The 15,749-nt window shown below is 63.8% G+C and carries 15 protein-coding genes; 6 read left to right on the forward strand and 9 right to left on the reverse strand.

The window, feature by feature from the left end:
• Positions 1-24: 24 nt before the first annotated feature.
• Entirely contained in the window at positions 25-948 is a 924-nt protein-coding gene (gene coaA / locus QMK17_RS02755; protein ID WP_283506892.1) for a type I pantothenate kinase, read from the reverse strand.
• Between the two features lie 163 nt (positions 949-1,111).
• Here coaA and QMK17_RS02760 point away from each other — a divergent pair, with 163 nt between their 5' ends.
• The 3 genes from QMK17_RS02760 to QMK17_RS02770 all read left to right on the forward strand — a co-directional run bounded on the left by QMK17_RS02760 (position 1,112) and on the right by QMK17_RS02770 (position 5,448).
• Positions 1,112-2,308, forward strand: a complete 1,197-nt coding sequence (locus tag QMK17_RS02760; RefSeq protein ID WP_283506893.1) for a DUF885 domain-containing protein — start codon at positions 1,112-1,114, stop codon at positions 2,306-2,308.
• Between the two features lie 57 nt (positions 2,309-2,365).
• Entirely contained in the window at positions 2,366-3,649 is a 1,284-nt protein-coding gene (glyA, locus tag QMK17_RS02765) for a serine hydroxymethyltransferase (protein WP_283506894.1), read from the forward strand.
• A gap of 473 nt (positions 3,650-4,122) precedes the next feature.
• Entirely contained in the window at positions 4,123-5,448 is a 1,326-nt protein-coding gene (locus QMK17_RS02770; RefSeq protein ID WP_283506895.1) for a PhoH family protein, read from the forward strand.
• Positions 5,449-5,483: 35 nt separating this feature from the next.
• Here the strand turns inward: QMK17_RS02770 and QMK17_RS02775 are convergent, their stop codons facing one another.
• Positions 5,484-5,897, reverse strand: a complete 414-nt coding sequence (locus tag QMK17_RS02775) for a limonene-1,2-epoxide hydrolase family protein (protein WP_283506896.1) — start codon at positions 5,895-5,897, stop codon at positions 5,484-5,486.
• 374 nt (positions 5,898-6,271) lie between these two features.
• On the opposite strand from QMK17_RS02775, the gene QMK17_RS02780 reads away from it, so the two are divergent.
• A complete protein-coding gene (locus QMK17_RS02780) occupies positions 6,272-7,129 on the forward strand; it encodes an acyl-ACP desaturase (protein WP_283506897.1) in 858 nt (285 codons plus the stop codon).
• A 91-nt stretch (positions 7,130-7,220) separates the two neighbouring features.
• On the opposite strand, the gene QMK17_RS02785 is transcribed toward QMK17_RS02780, so the two are convergent.
• Complete coding sequence (locus QMK17_RS02785; RefSeq protein WP_283506898.1) at positions 7,221-8,624, reverse strand: class II fumarate hydratase; 1,404 nt, start codon at positions 8,622-8,624, stop codon at positions 7,221-7,223.
• Positions 8,625-8,678: 54 nt separating this feature from the next.
• Positions 8,679-9,719 carry a class II fructose-bisphosphatase gene (glpX, locus tag QMK17_RS02790; RefSeq protein WP_283506899.1) on the reverse strand — a complete coding sequence of 347 codons (1,041 nt, stop codon included), beginning with the start codon at positions 9,717-9,719 and terminating at the stop codon, positions 8,679-8,681.
• Positions 9,720-9,842: 123 nt separating this feature from the next.
• Between glpX and QMK17_RS02795 the strand changes: the two genes are divergently transcribed.
• Complete coding sequence (locus tag QMK17_RS02795; RefSeq protein WP_283506900.1) at positions 9,843-10,412, forward strand: DUF4245 domain-containing protein; 570 nt, start codon at positions 9,843-9,845, stop codon at positions 10,410-10,412.
• A 4-nt stretch (positions 10,413-10,416) separates the two neighbouring features.
• On the opposite strand, the gene QMK17_RS02800 is transcribed toward QMK17_RS02795, so the two are convergent.
• From QMK17_RS02800 to QMK17_RS02810, 3 genes are read right to left on the reverse strand one after another with little or no spacing between them, the layout of a single operon-like run.
• The gene (locus tag QMK17_RS02800; protein ID WP_283506901.1) at positions 10,417-10,632 is read right to left on the reverse strand and encodes an exodeoxyribonuclease VII small subunit; all 216 of its coding nucleotides are present in this window, start codon (positions 10,630-10,632) and stop codon (positions 10,417-10,419) included.
• Positions 10,633-10,641: 9 nt separating this feature from the next.
• Entirely contained in the window at positions 10,642-11,862 is a 1,221-nt protein-coding gene (gene xseA / locus QMK17_RS02805) for an exodeoxyribonuclease VII large subunit (RefSeq protein ID WP_283506902.1), read from the reverse strand.
• An 11-nt stretch (positions 11,863-11,873) separates the two neighbouring features.
• The gene (locus QMK17_RS02810; protein WP_283506903.1) at positions 11,874-12,473 is read right to left on the reverse strand and encodes a lipid droplet-associated protein; all 600 of its coding nucleotides are present in this window, start codon (positions 12,471-12,473) and stop codon (positions 11,874-11,876) included.
• Between the two features lie 89 nt (positions 12,474-12,562).
• Here QMK17_RS02810 and QMK17_RS02815 point away from each other — a divergent pair, with 89 nt between their 5' ends.
• A complete protein-coding gene (locus QMK17_RS02815) occupies positions 12,563-13,573 on the forward strand; it encodes a 4-hydroxy-3-methylbut-2-enyl diphosphate reductase (protein WP_283506904.1) in 1,011 nt (336 codons plus the stop codon).
• A 7-nt stretch (positions 13,574-13,580) separates the two neighbouring features.
• On the opposite strand, the gene QMK17_RS02820 is transcribed toward QMK17_RS02815, so the two are convergent.
• Positions 13,581-14,540 (reverse strand): DUF6542 domain-containing protein, encoded by a 960-nt coding sequence (locus QMK17_RS02820; RefSeq protein WP_283506905.1) that lies wholly within the window; start codon positions 14,538-14,540, stop codon positions 13,581-13,583.
• 20 nt (positions 14,541-14,560) lie between these two features.
• Complete coding sequence (locus QMK17_RS02825) at positions 14,561-15,727, reverse strand: DNA recombination protein RmuC (protein WP_283506906.1); 1,167 nt, start codon at positions 15,725-15,727, stop codon at positions 14,561-14,563.
• Positions 15,728-15,749: the final 22 nt, after the last annotated feature.

Here is a 15,749-nt window from a genome sequence, read left to right on the forward strand (position 1 = left end):
GTTCTGCTCACGTGCGCGCGGCGCTCACAGCTTCCGTAGCCGCAACCTGTTGATGGCGTGATCGTTGTCCTTGCGCAGCACCATCGTCGCGCGCGGTCTCGTTGGCAGAATGTTCTCCACGAGGTTCGGCAGGTTGATCGAGTGCCACAAGTCCTCGGCGGCGATGCGGGCATGCTCGTCGGACAGGCCTGCGTAGTGGTGGAAATGCGAGGTAGGGTCCTGGAACGACGTCTTGCGCAGTGCGAGAAAGCGTTTGACGTACCAGCCCTCGATGTCCTCGATCCTGGCGTCGACGTAGATCGAGAAGTCGAACAGATCGGACACCATCAATCTGGAACCGGTCTGTAGCACGTTCAGTCCCTCGACGATGAGAATGTCGGGTTGGCGGACCATGTGGAACTGGCCTTTGACGATGTCGTACGACACGTGCGAATACACCGGAGCAGCAACCTCTTCGGCGCCGGACTTGACCTCGGTGACGAAGCGCAGCAGCTTGCGTCGGTCGTAGCTCTCGGGGAAACCTTTGCGATGCAGGATTCCGCGCCGCATCAGCTCCGCTGTCGAATAGAGGAATCCGTCGGTCGTCACCAGGTCGACCCGAGGATGGTGTTCCCACCGAGCGAGAAGGGCTTGCAGCACACGAGCCGTCGTCGATTTTCCGACGGCGACGCTTCCCGCCACGCCGATGACGAACGGGACCTGACGGTCGGGGTGCTTCTCGCCGAGGAACGTCGCCGTCGCCGCGAACAGCCGCTGACGCGCGGCGACCTGCAGGTGGATCAGACGAGCGAGCGGGAGGTACACCTCGGCGACCTCGTCGAGGTCGATCTGCTCACCGAGTCCGCGAAGTCCGACGAGTTCTTCCTCGGTCAGAACGAGGGGAGTGGACTGTCGCAACGTTCGCCATTGTGCGCGATCGAACTCGACGTACGGGCTGGATTCGCTCATTCGCGATACCGCGCCGAGCGCAGGACGCAGTGACCCAGCAGTCGTGAGCTCCGGAGGAGCGCGAGTCGCATGGCTTCAGATTGTGCTCGGTGCGACAACGACTCGCACGGGCGGGGTGGTTCACCGTACGTTCACCTGTGCGTGCGCACTATCGTCGACTTTCATGAACGCCGATTCCTTCGTCCGTGAATACCTCTCACTCGGCCTGAGTTTCGACCGACTCGAAGAAGGGTTCGTCGACGCCTTCACCGGTGACCCCGAGTTGCGGCGAGCCGTCGAGAATGCCCCGGCCCCCGAACCTCACGCGCTGGCTCGCCGTGCCGCCGAGCTTCGCGGTGAACTGGCGAACACGGATCTACCTGCCCAGCGCGCGGAGTTCATCGACGTGCATCTGCGTGCCCTCGAGTGTTCGGGGCGCAAGTTCGCGGGCGATGACATCGGATTCGTCGACGAGGTGTTCGCGTACTTCGACGTCCGCATCGAGCCCGGCGATCAGGACGGCTACCGGCAAGCGCACCGAAAGATGGACGAGGTGCTCGCAGGACCTGGCTCGTTGGCTGAGAGACTCGCCGCACACCGCTCGTCCGACGTCATTCCCGCCGACCGGTTGCAGGACTGCGTCGACGCATTTTCCAGCGCATTGCGCGACCTGGTGCGCGCCGAGTACACATTGCCCGAGTCCGAGCAGGTGAACTACGAGGTCGTCGGTGACAAACCGTGGTCTGGCTTCAATTACTACCTCGGCGACTATTCCTCGACGGTGGCTATCAACGCCGATCTCGAGCAGCAGATGGCCAACCTGCCGCATCTCATTGCGCACGAGGCGTATCCCGGCCACCACACCGAGCACTGCAGGAAGGAAGCCGGATTGGTCTCCACCGGGCAGCTCGAACAAACACTGTTCCTGGTCAACACCCCGCAGTGCCTGATGGCGGAGGGGCTGGCCGATCTGGCGTTGAAGTCGATCGTCGGGCCGGGATGGGGATTGTGGGCGCAGGAGATCTACGCGGACCTGGGGCTTCGATTCGACGGGGAGAAGGCCGAGAGATTGTCCGCGGCGTCGGGTCAACTGCTCGGCGTGCGCCAAGATGCGGCGCTGTTGCTGCACGATCAGCACAAGAGTCAGGACGACGTCGCCGCGTATCTGGAGAAGTGGTCGCTGACGTCGTCCAAACGAGCACGTCAGAGTCTCAAGTTCCTTTCCTCGCCGCTGTGGCGCGCATATATCAGCACCTACGTCGAGGGATACAAGCTTCTCGGCGGTTGGCTGGATCAGGGCACAACGGTCACCGAGAGGACGGCATTGTTCGGCCGATTGCTCGACGAACCGCTGATTCCCAGTGCACTTCGGGTGGCCTAGCCCGGGTCTTCTAAGCTGTATACGCCCACGTCGCTGCATTCCTTGGAGATTTTTGAAATGACCGATGTCAACAACCTGTCTCTGGCCGAACTCGACCCCGAGGTCGCCGAAGCCATGGCGGGCGAACTCGGTCGTCAACGCGACACTCTCGAGATGATCGCGTCGGAGAATTTCGTGCCGCGTGCAGTCCTGCAGGCACAGGGAAGCGTCCTCACCAACAAGTACGCCGAAGGCTACCCGGGACGCCGTTACTACGGCGGCTGCGAACACGTCGACGTAGTCGAGGACCTGGCACGAAACCGCGCCAAGGAGCTGTTCGGTGCCGAGTTCGCCAACGTGCAGCCGCATGCGGGTGCGCAGGCCAACGCCGCAGTACTGATGGCGCTCATCAACCCGGGCGACAAGATCATGGGCCTCGACCTCGCCCACGGCGGCCACCTCACGCACGGCATGAAGCTCAATTTCTCCGGCAAACTGTACGAGGTCGAGTCCTACGGGGTCAGCAAGGAAGACCACCGCATCGATATGGACGAGGTGCGCAAGCAGGCCATCGCGTCCAAGCCGCAGGTGCTGATCGCCGGTTGGTCCGCGTACCCGCGTCACCAGGATTTCGCCGCGTTCCGCTCGATCGCCGACGAGGTCGGTGCTCTGCTCTGGGTCGACATGGCTCACTTCGCGGGCCTGGTTGCCGCCGGTGTTCACCCGTCACCCGTGCCGTACGCCGACGTGGTGTCCTCGACGGTGCACAAGACGCTCGGTGGACCTCGCTCCGGCCTGATCCTCGCGAAGAAGGAGTGGGCGAAGAAGCTCAACTCCGCCGTCTTCCCCGGCCAGCAGGGTGGACCGCTCATGCATGCCATCGCAGCCAAGGCCGTCGCGTTCAAGATCGCGGCGACGCCCGAGTTCAAGGAGCGTCAGGAGCGCACCGTCCTCGGTGCATCGCTTCTCGCGGAACGTCTCAACGGCAGCGACGTCGCCGACAAGGGGATCTCCGTTCTCACCGGCGGCACCGACGTCCACCTCGCCCTGGTGGACCTGCGTAACAGTCAGCTCGACGGGCAGCAGGCCGAGGATCTACTGCACGAGGTCGGCATCACCGTCAACCGCAATGCGGTCCCGTTCGACCCCCGTCCTCCGATGGTCACGTCCGGCCTGCGGATCGGCACCGCCGCGCTCGCGACGCGTGGCTTCGGCGAGGCCGAGTTCACCGAGGTTGCCGACATCATCGGAACCGCCCTCGCCACCGGTGAGGCCAGCGATTCGCTCAAGGAGCGCGTCGTCAAGGTCGCGCAGAGCAAGCCATTGTATGACGGGCTCGAAGACTGGGGTTTGCTGGGCTGATTTTTATCCGCCCCCTTTCCGCATGAATGGACCATCGCAACGGTTAGACGGTTGCCATGGTCCATTCATGCGTTCGGGGGTCGGCCGGAAATTCCCGCGGCCGGGCCGCGATCGGTGGTAAGAATGCAGGAGGAACATTCGCACGCATTCGCGACGAATGTTGGCCCTGTGGGCGCCGCATTTCACTGGCGGACACGCCTCATTCAGCCGCGTTCAGGCCACTGATGCAGCCCCGGCGGGTTAACGCGTTGTTCACCGACACGCCCCTCACTCGGCGAGCCAACCGCTGATTTCGGCTGTACCGTCGGCAATAACAGGCAGCGGGGAAGCTGTCTGTGCGGGAGGTTCTGATACGTGACTGAGCTAGTGAGTGCGAGAGGGCCGGTACGCGGTCCTCGTGTCACCTGACACGTCGAATCCGACCGGCCGAGCGACACGTCTGCGCGGTGCCGCGCCAGACATAGGAGCCCCACGTGACCACTTCACGCTCCGTTTCCGCCCCCCTTCGGACATTCGTGCTTGACACCTCGGTTCTGCTCTCGGATCCCTGGGCTGTCATTCGCTTCGCCGAGCACAATGTGGTTCTCCCGCTGGTAGTCATCAGCGAGTTGGAGGGCAAACGGCATCACCACGAACTGGGATGGTTCGCACGGGAATCACTGCGCATGCTCGACGATCTGCGTGTCGAGTACGGTCGCCTCGACCAGCCCGTTCCCATCGGATCCGACGGTGGCACACTGCAAGTCGAGCTGAACCACACCGATCCAGCTGTTCTGCCTGTCGGTTTCCGTACCGATTCCAACGACTCCCGCATCCTTGCCTGCGCGCTCAATCTCGCGGCAGAAGGCAAAGACGTGGTCCTGGTCAGCAAGGACATCCCACTGCGAGTCAAGGCGGGTGCCGTCGGACTCCCCGCCGACGAATACCACGCCCACGACGTCGTCAATTCGGGTTGGACCGGAATGGCGGAACTCGAGGTGCAGGCCTCCGACATCGACCAGCTCTTCTCCGAGGGCGTCATCGATCTCGACGGAGCTCGGGAAATGCCGTGTCACACGGGTGTTCGCCTTCTTGGCGGACGGTCCAGCGCACTCGGCCGAGTTACTCCGGACAAGCAGGTTCAGCTTGTGCGCGGCGAGCGTGAGGCGTTCGGGCTGCATGGTCGCTCTGCCGAACAGCGTGTAGCTCTCGACCTTCTGCTCGACGAGAGCATCGGCATCGTCTCGCTCGGCGGCAAGGCCGGTACCGGTAAATCGGCGCTCGCACTCACGGCGGGACTCGAAGCAGTATTGGAGCGTCGTACGCATCGGAAAGTCGTTGTGTTCCGGCCCCTTTACGCTGTCGGTGGCCAGGAACTCGGTTACCTTCCCGGCAGTGAGAGCGAGAAGATGGGCCCGTGGGCTCAGGCGGTCTTCGATACACTCGACGGCCTCGCCAGTCCCGAGGTGATGGAAGAGGTCATTGCCCGCGGAATGCTGGAAGTCTTGCCGCTCACGCACATTCGAGGACGTTCGCTGCACGACTCGTTCGTGATCGTCGACGAAGCCCAGTCCCTCGAACGCAATGTTCTCCTGACGGTTCTTTCACGGCTCGGTAGCGGCTCACGGGTGGTGCTCACGCACGATGTCGCTCAGCGTGACAACTTGCGCGTCGGCCGTCACGACGGAGTTGCCGCGGTCATCGAAAAGCTCAAGGGTCACCCGCTTTTCGCGCATATCACCCTCACGCGAAGCGAGCGTTCACCGATTGCCGCCCTCGTGACGGAGATGCTCGAAGAGTTCGGTCCGGCAGGGGCGTAGGCGCTTCGCGCACGTGAGTGGGAATGCACGACAGGCTAGGTATTCCCACTCACAAGCGCGCGCAGCACACCCTTCAGAAACCCCTTGAAAAAATCGACATTGTCGAAGTAGTCCCGCCACACCGCGATCTTGCCGTCGCGTAGTTCGAACGTCCCGCACACCCAGAATTCGATGCGGAGCCGACGCCAGATCAGGACGTCAGTGCGTTCGGTGAGGACGATGTCGCCGTTGGCCGCGATGTTGTGGATGGTGACGTCGAATCCGTAGCCCGGCTTGGCGAGCATCTTCATGAACTTCCCGACGCGGCTGATCCCGCGAACCTTCGGTAGTCCGACGTTGTGCCAGATCACGGTGTCGTCGAGACGTGCGATCACGTCCTCGATCCGTCGATCTTCGAGTGCATCGAACATCTCCGTCACGACTGCCGTTGCCTGCTTGGTATCGGTCACTTGGTGAATCGCCCCAATCCATCGTTGTCGAAGTTCTCCAGCGCCGTGTTGCCGCCGAACGTTGATTTCGGTGCGTCTCACCGGTCGGATCGAACGTGAAGATATCACTGTCGCAATGAGTCAGCTCGCACGAAGTGCCCGTCGGCCAGCTCGACGAATCATCGGTGCCGGACGCGTATCCGACCAGAGCTTTCACAGACGCGGCGACGCCGGAATACGTCCTTTTTCAACCCGACCGCAACATTTTCGCGTCCTTTCCGTGGACCGAGTAGATGGTGGATCAGTCTAGACCTGCGAGTCCAGGGGTTTGGGAGAATTCACAGAGGTCAGGGGCGCGCGGTCGGCCGCGCAGAACGAGACGCTACGGTTGAGGAATGCCTACGAATATGACGGACGGTGACCTGCTGCTCCGGTTGGAGCCCGCCGTCGAAGAAAACCTGAACCGACACATCGCGGAAGCCGAGGACTGGCATCCTCACGACTTCGCGCCCTGGAGCGAGGGTAAGAACTTCGCATTTCTCGGCGGCGAGGACTGGTCTCCCGAGCAGTCGCACCTCAGCGACGTCGAGATCCTGTCGGCAACCGTCGGCGTTCTCGTCGCCGACAATCTGCCTGCGTACCACCGCGAGCTGGCCCGCGCCCTCACCGACCTCGGCGCCTGGTGGAAGTGGACCGGTCGCTGGACGTCGGAGGAAAACCGTCAAGCAATCGTTCTCCGTGACTATATGGTCTTGACCCGCGCGGTCGATCCGGTCGCGCTCGAGCGTGTGCGCATGGAAGAAATGACCAAGGGTTACGACGCCCCGAGCCTGCACGTCCTCGACATCATCGCGCATTTTGCGATCGACGAGACCGCCGCGGCGCTGCGTAACACCAACACCGTCGCGCTCGGAGGCGATGAGGTGCTGGCGAAGATCTTCACCAAGATCGCGGCCGATGACACGCTGCAGGCAACGTTCTACGTGAACGTCGTCAACGAGGCGTTCGGGGTTGCGCCCGATCAGGTCGCGCGTGCCATCGCGGACCGCGTCACGGGCTTCGCCATTCCGGTCGTCGACCTGCCGAGTAAGGCCAACAGCACTGAAGCCTTGAAAGAAGCGGGAATCTACGACGAGGATCAGCAGCGCGAGAAGGTGTTCAAGCCGCTACTGGAGCGCTGGAACTTCTTCAGCCGCGACGACCTCGGCGACGAGGGCAACAAGGCGCGGGACGAGCTCGCGCATCTCGCTTGATATCCACCCTGGGAACGCATGAATGTGCCATCGCAACCGTCTAACCGTTGCGATGGCCCATTCATGTCGGCCGTTCTCCTGCCGAAGGTAGTTAGTCCTTGACCTTCGCCATCGCGAGGACGTCGAGACGCTTGTCCAACTCTTCTTCACTCAGCTTGTCGCCGATGAGGCCGCGGTCGATGACGGTCTGGCGGATCGTCTTCTTCTCCTTGAGCGCCTGCTTGGCGACGGCTGCTGCTTCCTCGTAGCCGATCACGGAGTTCAACGGCGTCACGATGGACGGCGAGGACTCGGCGAGGGTCTTGAGGTGGTCGACGTTGGCGACGAGACCGCTGATGCACTTGTCGGCGAACAGCACCGAGACGTTGGCGAGTAGCTTGAACGACTCGAGCACGTTTCGCGCCATCATCGGGATGTAGACGTTGAGCTCGAATGCGCCCGATGCTCCACCGAACGCGGTGGCGGCGTCGTTGCCGATGACCTGTGCGGCAACCTGGGTGACTGCTTCGGGCAGAACGGGATTGACTTTGCCGGGCATGATGGAGCTGCCGGGCTGAAGGTCGGGGAGCGCGAGCTCGCCGAGACCGGTGAGCGGTCCCGATCCCATCCAGCGAACGTCGTTGGCGATCTTGGTCAGCGACACTGCGATGGTGCGCAGTGCGCCCGATGCCTCGACCAGTCCGTCGCGTGCGGCCTGAGCCTCGAAGGAGTCCTTCGCTGCTGTGAGAGCGTCGATACCAGTCGACGTCACCAGTGCGGCAACGACTTTCGGTCCGAATCCGTCGGGAGCGTTGAGGCCGGTGCCGACGGCGGTGCCGCCGATCGGCAGTTCACCCAGGCGCGGCAACGTTGCTTCGACACGCTCGATGCCTGCTTCGATCTGACGGGCATAGCCGCCGAACTCCTGACCGAGCGTGACCGGAACCGCGTCCATCAGGTGGGTTCGGCCGGACTTCACGACGGTCTTCCACTCGACGGACTTTGCCGCGAGTGCTTCGTGCAGGTGCTTCAGAGCAGGCACCAGTGAGGTGACAGCAGCCTCGGTAGCGGCGAGGTGAGTGGCCGTCGGGAACGTGTCGTTGGAGGACTGCGACATGTTGACGTGATCGTTGGGGTGAACCTCGACCCCGGCAGCCTTGGCGATCGACGCGATGACCTCGTTGGCGTTCATGTTCGAGCTGGTACCCGAGCCGGTCTGGAAGACGTCGATCGGGAACTGATCGTCGTGCTTGCCTTCGGCGATTTCGTTCGCAGCCGAGATGATGGCGTCGGCGAGTGCCCCGTCGAGCAGCCCGAGATCCTTGTTGACCTGTGCGCAGGCTGCCTTCAGTAGGCCCATCGCTCGGATCTGGGTGCGCTCGAGCGGGCGGCCGGAGATCGGGAAGTTCTCCACTGCGCGCTGCGTCTGTGCACGCCACAGCGCGTTGATGGGGACGCGAACCTCTCCCATGGTGTCGTGCTCGATCCGGTACTGCTGTTCGTCAGTCTGCGTCATGAGCCTTACTTTGCCAGTCGTCGTTTCGGTATTGGGAGGTAGGTCAGGGGCGGATCAGAACGAAGGTGCTTGACCGGATTCGTCGGCGTCGAAGTCCACCGAGGAGTACTCACGCAGCTTCTCTAGGCGGTGGTAGGCATCGATCATGCGCACGGTGCCGGACTTGGAGCGCATGACGATCGACTGGGTGTGGGCGCCGCCGCCCGAGTAGCGGACGCCGCGCAGCAAGTCTCCGTCGGTGACGCCGGTGGCGGTGAAGAAGACGTTCTCGCCGGAGACGAGGTCCTTGGTGTCGAGGACGCGATCGAGATCGTGGCCCGCGTCGATGGCCTTCTGGCGCTCGGTGTCGTCGGTCGGTGCGAGACGGCCCTGGATTGCGCCGTCCATACAGCGCATCGCGGCGGCGGCGATGATGCCCTCGGGGGTGCCTCCGATGCCGATGAGCAGATCAGTACCCGAGTCGGGGCGAGCGGCGGCGATCGCGCCTGCGACGTCACCGTCGGAGATGAGGCGAATGCGGGATCCGGCGTCGCGCACCTGCTGGATGAGCTCGGCGTGACGGGGACGATCGAGGATGCACACCGTCACGTCGGAGGCGGACCCCTTCTTGATCTTGGCAATGCGGGCGATGTTCTCGGCGACCGGCGCGGTGATGTCGATGACGTCGGCGTAGTCCGGGCCGACGGCGATCTTCTCCATGTAGAACACCGCGGAAGGGTCGAACATGGCGCCGCGCTCGGCGACGGCGAGCACGGAGATGGCGTTGGGCATGCCTTTGGCCATCAGCGTCGTGCCGTCGACGGGGTCGACGGCGAAGTCGCAGTCGGGACCGTTGCCGTTGCCGACCTGCTCACCGTTGTAGAGCATCGGGGCTTCGTCTTTCTCGCCCTCGCCGATGACGACGACGCCGCGCATCGATACCGAGCTGACCAGCTGACGCATGGCGTCTACTGCCGCTCCGTCGCCGCCTTCCTTGTCGCCGCGGCCAACCCAGCGACCGGAGGCGAGAGCGCCGGCCTCGGTGACGCGTACGAGCTCGAGGGCGAGGTTGCGATCTGGCGCCATGGCGCGAGTGGACTCGGTGCTGGCCGTCATCGGTTTGTAGCCTCCTGGTAGATGGGGGTCTTACCCAGGGCCGATTATCTCATTGGCAGCCAGGTCGTGGGACGGAGGGCATGCGCCGACGGTGCACCCGCGCGTAGCGGGGATACTGGAGTCGTGGCGAACAGCAAACCCAGGATCTTGAACAACAACCGTGACATGGTGTGGTCGCTCATACCGCTCGTGGTCGCGTGTTTGATTATCGCTGCCATCGCCAGCCAGTGCACGCTCAGTCCTGGAGGCCCGACGCAGGGCCCCATCCCGAACTTCGACGCCGACGCCGCGCTGCAGTACGACGCATCCGAGCTGAGCTTTCCGATCCGTGATCCGGCCGTCCCCGAGGACTGGACACCCAACTCGGGCAGCAGAAAGTCCATAGCGGGGGACCAGGGCGGAGACGTCAGTAATGTCGGCTTCATCTCCGGCGCAGGCCGCTTCATCAGGCTGGCCCAGTCGAACGCGACCGAGGATGTGCTCGTGCCGTTCGCGGTCGGTGGCACGCGCTATGCGTCAGGAGCGCAACCGGTCGACGGTTACGACTGGGTCCTCTACGAGCAGCAGGGCAGCGAATCGGTGTGGGTCACCGATCTCGGCGACGTACGCCTGCTGATCACCGGTAGCGGAACCACCGATGAATTCACGACGCTGGCCGAGGCGACGACCAATGCGAAGCCCCTGAAGCCCTGAATCCCTAACCCTCTTCGGCTATGTGCGCAAGCGCGTTCTCCACGCGCTTGCGTGCGCCGGCTAGGTGCTCCTCGCACCTGGTGGCGAGGAGTTCCCCGCGCTCCCACAGTGCAAGGGACGCATCCAGATCCAGCCCGCCTTGTTCGAGAACCTTGACCACGTCGACCAATTCGTCGCGTGCAGCCTCGTATCCCATCTCGGTAATCGGTGTTTCGCTCAAGAGATCCTCCTATCGAACTTTGCCCATGACCGCAGCAGTTATCGCGCCGTCGGCCACTCGTACTCGGATCTGGGTTCCCGGGGGCGCGTCCTCGACCGAACGCAGCACCTCGGGATCGCCGCCGGTGACCATACGCTGCACGACGGCGTAGCCCCTCGCCAGCGTCGCCGCGGGGCCGAGTGTCTGCAGCCGCGCGCGGAGATGTTCGAGAAGGGTGTCTTGCTTCGTGAGTTCTCGCATTACGTCTCGACGACCGGCGTCGACGAGACGGGTTATCTCCTCGCTACGGAAATCGATTCCGGCGATCGGATCGGCGAGAACAGGCCGGTGCCGGATCATTTCGAGCCCTCTGGCTTCGCGCGCGACCCAGTTACGCAAGGCAGCAGCTGTTCTGGTGCGCAGATCGGAGACAAGATTCTGCTCGGCGACGGCATCGGGCACCACGAGTTTGGCGGCATCTGTCGGCGTTGCGGCTCGCAGATCGGCGACATGGTCGGTCAGCGGGCTGTCGGGTTCGTGGCCGATCGCGCTGACGATCGGTGTCGTCGCTTTCGAGATCGCGCGGCACAGGGTCTCGTCGGAGAACGGAAGCAGGTCCTCGACGCTGCCGCCGCCGCGAGCCAGGATGATGACGTCGACGTTGCCGTCGAGATCCCCCAGCGCCTCGAGAATCGCCGGTACGGCAGTCGGGCCTTGCACCGGCGTGTGTCTGACCTCGAAGTGCACTGCGGGCCACCGTCTCTGCGCGACGGTCAGGACGTCCTTCTCGGCAGCGGACGCGCGTGCGGTGATGAGTCCGATCGTGCGCGGCAAGAAGGGAAGCGGCCGCTTCAGTCGTGGATCGAACAGGCCCTCGGCTGCCAGCAACGCCCGAAGACGTTCGATCCGGGCCAGCAGTTCGCCGACGCCGACCGCACGAATATCGGTGGCACGCAACGAGATAGTCCCGCGGCCGGTGTAGTACGACAGCTTGCCATACAGAATGACCTGAGCGCCCTCGGTCAACGGTATGGGGGAGCGTTCGAGTAACTGCGGCGAACAGGTGACCGACAGCGACATGTCCGCGGACGGATCACGCAGGGTCAGAAAAGCTGTTCTGGTGCCAGGCCTCGCATTGATCTGCGTCAGCTGCCCCTCGACCCAAATGCTGCCGAGCCGGTCGATCCACCCCGCGACCTTCATCGCGACGGTGCGTACGGGCCACGGCTCTTCGGCTGTACTGGAGGTCACGTGGCTGGCTGTCACTTGGCTTTCGCTGTGGTGATCCGGTTCTCCAGCATGGTCAGGAACGGTGCACGATGCAGCGAATCGCTCTCGTATTCGCGCAGGGTCTCCAGGTCGTCCAGCGACAGCGTCCGAAGCCGCGCGCGGAGTTGCGCGAGTGCGAGTGTGTCGTAGTCCACCAGGTCGATGATGTCCGGACGATCAGCGGTGTCGGGGCGGGCGGCGGGCGCGGCATTGGTGGCGGTTGCAGCCGAACTCTCGGCCGGAGGCGTCGAGTACAGCGCAAAACGTCCGCTGGCAGGCGGTGCGTCGCGATCTGGGCTGTCGTGGTCTGGGATGTCGACATCGCCTTCGGTTCCGGCCGTGTCTTCCTCGAAGACAGCCCACGACGGCTGTTCCTGATCGGGAGTTCCGACGAGCGGCAGCGACGCGAACACCTGGTCGCCCTTGATGGCGAGGGCAGTGACCTGCTGTTGGAACCGCATCGAGCTGGCGAGGACTTCGCTGACGACTGTCATGGGGAACATGACGGTGGTTTTGGGCAGCTTGCGCGCCTCTTCGACGACCGTCACCGCCACACCAGCAGCCACGCGTGCAGCAAACGGGACACGAGTCATGGTCTCCAGCCTGCCTGATGACGACGCGTTTGGGTAGCTGAGAGCTCCGAGATGGAAGGTGTGTCGCTCTGGACCCGTATCCTGTAGGCATGTCTTCGGCTGTTCCACTGAACCTTGGTATTGCACGTCCCTCGGGCGCGGGTGCGCCCTCGTACTCGGGTGCCAAACGAGTTCTCCTCGCCGAGCCACGCGGCTACTGCGCAGGCGTGGACCGTGCCGTCGAAACGGTCGAAAAGGCCCTGGAGAAGCACGGTGCGCCGGTATACGTGCGCAAGGAGATCGTCCACAACAGGCACGTCGTGGAGACTCTTGCGGACCGCGGCGCCGTGTTCGTCGAGGAGACCGACGAGGTTCCGGAGGGCTCGCTGCTGGTCTTCTCCGCGCACGGAGTCTCGCCCGCAGTCCACGCATCGGCTGCCGAGCGCCAGCTACGCACAATCGATGCGACGTGCCCCCTCGTCACGAAGGTGCACCAGGAAGCGAAGCGATTCGCGCGCGACGACTACGACATCCTTCTGATCGGTCACGAGGGCCACGAGGAGGTCGAGGGAACCGCAGGTGAGGCTCCTGATCACGTACAGCTCGTCGATGGCCCGGACGCAGTGGACAACGTCACCGTGCGCGATGCCAACAAGGTCATCTGGCTGTCACAGACGACACTGAGTGTCGACGAGACCATGCTTACGGTCGCTCGTCTGCGTGAGAAGTTCCCGACGCTGCAGGATCCACCGAGCGACGACATCTGCTATGCCACGCAGAACCGCCAGGTAGCGGTGAAGGCGATGGCGCCCGAATGCGATCTCGTCATCGTCGTCGGATCGCAGAACTCGTCCAATTCGGTTCGGCTGGTCGAGGTCGCCCTCACTGCGGGCGCTGCGGCAAGCTACCTCGTCGACTACGCCAAAGAGGTCGACGTCGCCTGGCTCGACGGCATCAAGACGGTCGGTATCACCTCGGGCGCATCCGTTCCCGAAATCTTGGTTCAGGGTGTCATCGAACTGCTGGCCGAGCACGGATTCGGGGACGTCCAACCGGTCACCACCGCCAACGAGACCTTGGTGTTCTCGCTGCCACGCGAATTGCGCCCCGCCAAAGCCTGACGGCTACTTACGCGTCCCCGCGGTCCCGGTATCTCACCTGGGGTACCGGATGCGGCGGAATGTGAGTGCTGGCGGGGGCCACCGAACTGGGAGTGCTGCCGCGGGGAGCCGAGTACGGGTCCACCTCGGGTGGTCGCGGCACACGTGGTGTCTGTGGGCGTGGAGCCTGCCTCCGCGGTGGTTCCGACGCTGCGCGGCGGTCGGCGCGGTACGGATCGGCCGATGGCCTGTCGAACTGAGGTTCTGCGCGCTCACGTCGTGCCCGACGACCGTCCGGTGCGTCCAGACGATCTGCTCGGCGTGACCGGGGCGCCGGATCGGCGGTTCTGCTGTGGGCTGCGCGAGATTGGGTGGCTCCTGCACGGGGCTCCGTGGTCGCACGCCGTGGTTGCGACTCCGCTGCCCGAACCCGAGTCTGCTTGGCCTTGGCGCGGTTCTTCTGAGACTTGGCCCGGTTCTCTTGGGCGCGGTCGCGGGTGTCCTTGGCGCGCTCACGGACGGAGCGCTTGCCCGAGCTTGCAGGTGTGTGGCTCGCCTGCCTCTTCAGGAATACGCGGGCAGCGCCGATCGCCACCGCCAGCAACGTCGCCAGAAGCATCAGCGGAAAGCGGTTCACCAGCGGGATCGCGACATTGAGCAGAATGTCTTTGAGGCTCGTGCCAGGGTTCTCGGTGAAGTACTGGTACGACAGCGGCACGGCGGCGAACAAGATCAACGGTGCTTGCACCATCGCGGTGAACAGTCCGCGGTATCGGACCAGCACGGCAGCCGCGACGACTCCGATGATGTAGAAGCACGCGAACGCAATCGTCAGCTCGGTCCCGCGGGCAGCGTCGATGACGAATCCGAGAAAACTCGCGCCGACGGCGATGGCCACTGCCCCCCAAGCAGGGACGCCGGGCACGGATGCGAGAGCTGAACGTTGATCCAGCGGTACCCCGGAACGGGCGCGTTGGGAGGTAGACACCCTTCGAGGTTAGCGGCTGCTCACCCCACCGCGTCGTTGACATGACCGAACTGTCGCGACGAGTACGACGAATCGGACGTTCTCGGCCATGTGTCGACCCGGTTGACCTCCACCACGTCCGCGTCGAACAACTCGAGTTCGTGCAGCTTGCGTGCAGTGACTCCCACCCGTGTGTCGACCGAGGACACCGTGGCGTTGAACGACTCCACGGCCTTGCCGATATGGCCTCCGAGCTTGTCGAGGTGCGAAGACACCACACCCAGCCGCGTGTACAACTCGCGGCCCAGTTGTTGGATACGAGCGGCGTCCTCGGCGAGAGACTCCTGCTTCCAGGTGTATGCCACGGTCCGTAGAAGTGCGACCAGAGTGGTAGGGGTGGCAAGAATCACGTTTCTCGTGAATGCGTATTCGAGCAACGCCGAATCGGACGTGAGTGCCGCGTCGAGAAACGGGTCTCCCGGTACGAACAGGACGACGAATTCCGGCGTCGGCTCGAACGATCGCCAGTACTCCTTGGCAGCGAGCTGGTCCACATGGGTGCGCAGATGGCGTGCGTGCCGTGTGAGCTGTTTGGCGCGCAGGTCGGCATCCTCTTCCTGGGCGGCGTCCAGGTAGGCCGCGAACGGTACTTTGGCGTCCACGACGATCTGTCGGCCGCCCGCGAGACGCACGATCATGTCCGGCCTGATCCCGTTCTTGGTGACCTGAGTGTCGAAATCACAGTGCTTGACCATGCCCGCGAGTTCCACGACGCGCTCCAACTGCATCTCGCCCCACCGGCCCCTGATCTGGGGGGCTCGAAGTGCCGTCACCAATTGCGACGTTTGAGTGGACAGCTGGACCGATGCGCGATGCATCCCCGAGACCTGTTCGGTGAGGCCCGCGTAGGCGCGGATGCGGTTGTGTTCGACCTGCCGTACGTGTTCGGTGAGTGCGTCGACTGCATCGTGCAGTGGTTCGACGAGATGCGACACCTGTTGCCCGATGGCGCCCGAATGCCTGCGCGCGGAGTCCTCGTTGACCGCGGCCAACGACCGCCTCAGCAAAGCCTCGTTGTCGCGCAGTGCAGCCAACTGCGCTTCGGCGCGCACGGCCCGGTCGCCGACCCTCGACGCGTGCAGCAACCACCCCATGGCGCCGCCGACCAACAGGGCGAAAACCATGCCCAGAGCAGTAAGTGCGTTCATGAGCGACGATGATGCACGAGAG

The organism is Rhodococcus sp. G-MC3, assembly GCF_030063335.1.
Classification (GTDB): domain Bacteria; phylum Actinomycetota; class Actinomycetes; order Mycobacteriales; family Mycobacteriaceae; genus Rhodococcoides.

Excerpts from the sequence above, each read along its gene's own strand:
- coaA (WP_283506892.1), bottom strand. The coding sequence starts at position 948 with ATGAGCGAATCCAGCCCGTACGTCGAGTTCGATCGCGCACAATGGCGA.
- QMK17_RS02760 (WP_283506893.1), top strand. The coding sequence starts at position 1,112 with ATGAACGCCGATTCCTTCGTCCGTGAATACCTCTCACTCGGCCTGAGT.
- QMK17_RS02810 (WP_283506903.1), bottom strand. The coding sequence starts at position 12,473 with ATGACTCGTGTCCCGTTTGCTGCACGCGTGGCTGCTGGTGTGGCGGTG.
- glpX (WP_283506899.1), bottom strand. The coding sequence starts at position 9,719 with ATGACGGCCAGCACCGAGTCCACTCGCGCCATGGCGCCAGATCGCAAC.
- QMK17_RS02785 (WP_283506898.1), bottom strand. The coding sequence starts at position 8,624 with ATGACGCAGACTGACGAACAGCAGTACCGGATCGAGCACGACACCATG.
- glyA (WP_283506894.1), top strand. The coding sequence starts at position 2,366 with ATGACCGATGTCAACAACCTGTCTCTGGCCGAACTCGACCCCGAGGTC.
- QMK17_RS02815 (WP_283506904.1), top strand. The coding sequence starts at position 12,563 with ATGTCTTCGGCTGTTCCACTGAACCTTGGTATTGCACGTCCCTCGGGC.
- QMK17_RS02825 (WP_283506906.1), bottom strand. The coding sequence starts at position 15,727 with ATGAACGCACTTACTGCTCTGGGCATGGTTTTCGCCCTGTTGGTCGGC.
- QMK17_RS02780 (WP_283506897.1), top strand. The coding sequence starts at position 6,272 with ATGCCTACGAATATGACGGACGGTGACCTGCTGCTCCGGTTGGAGCCC.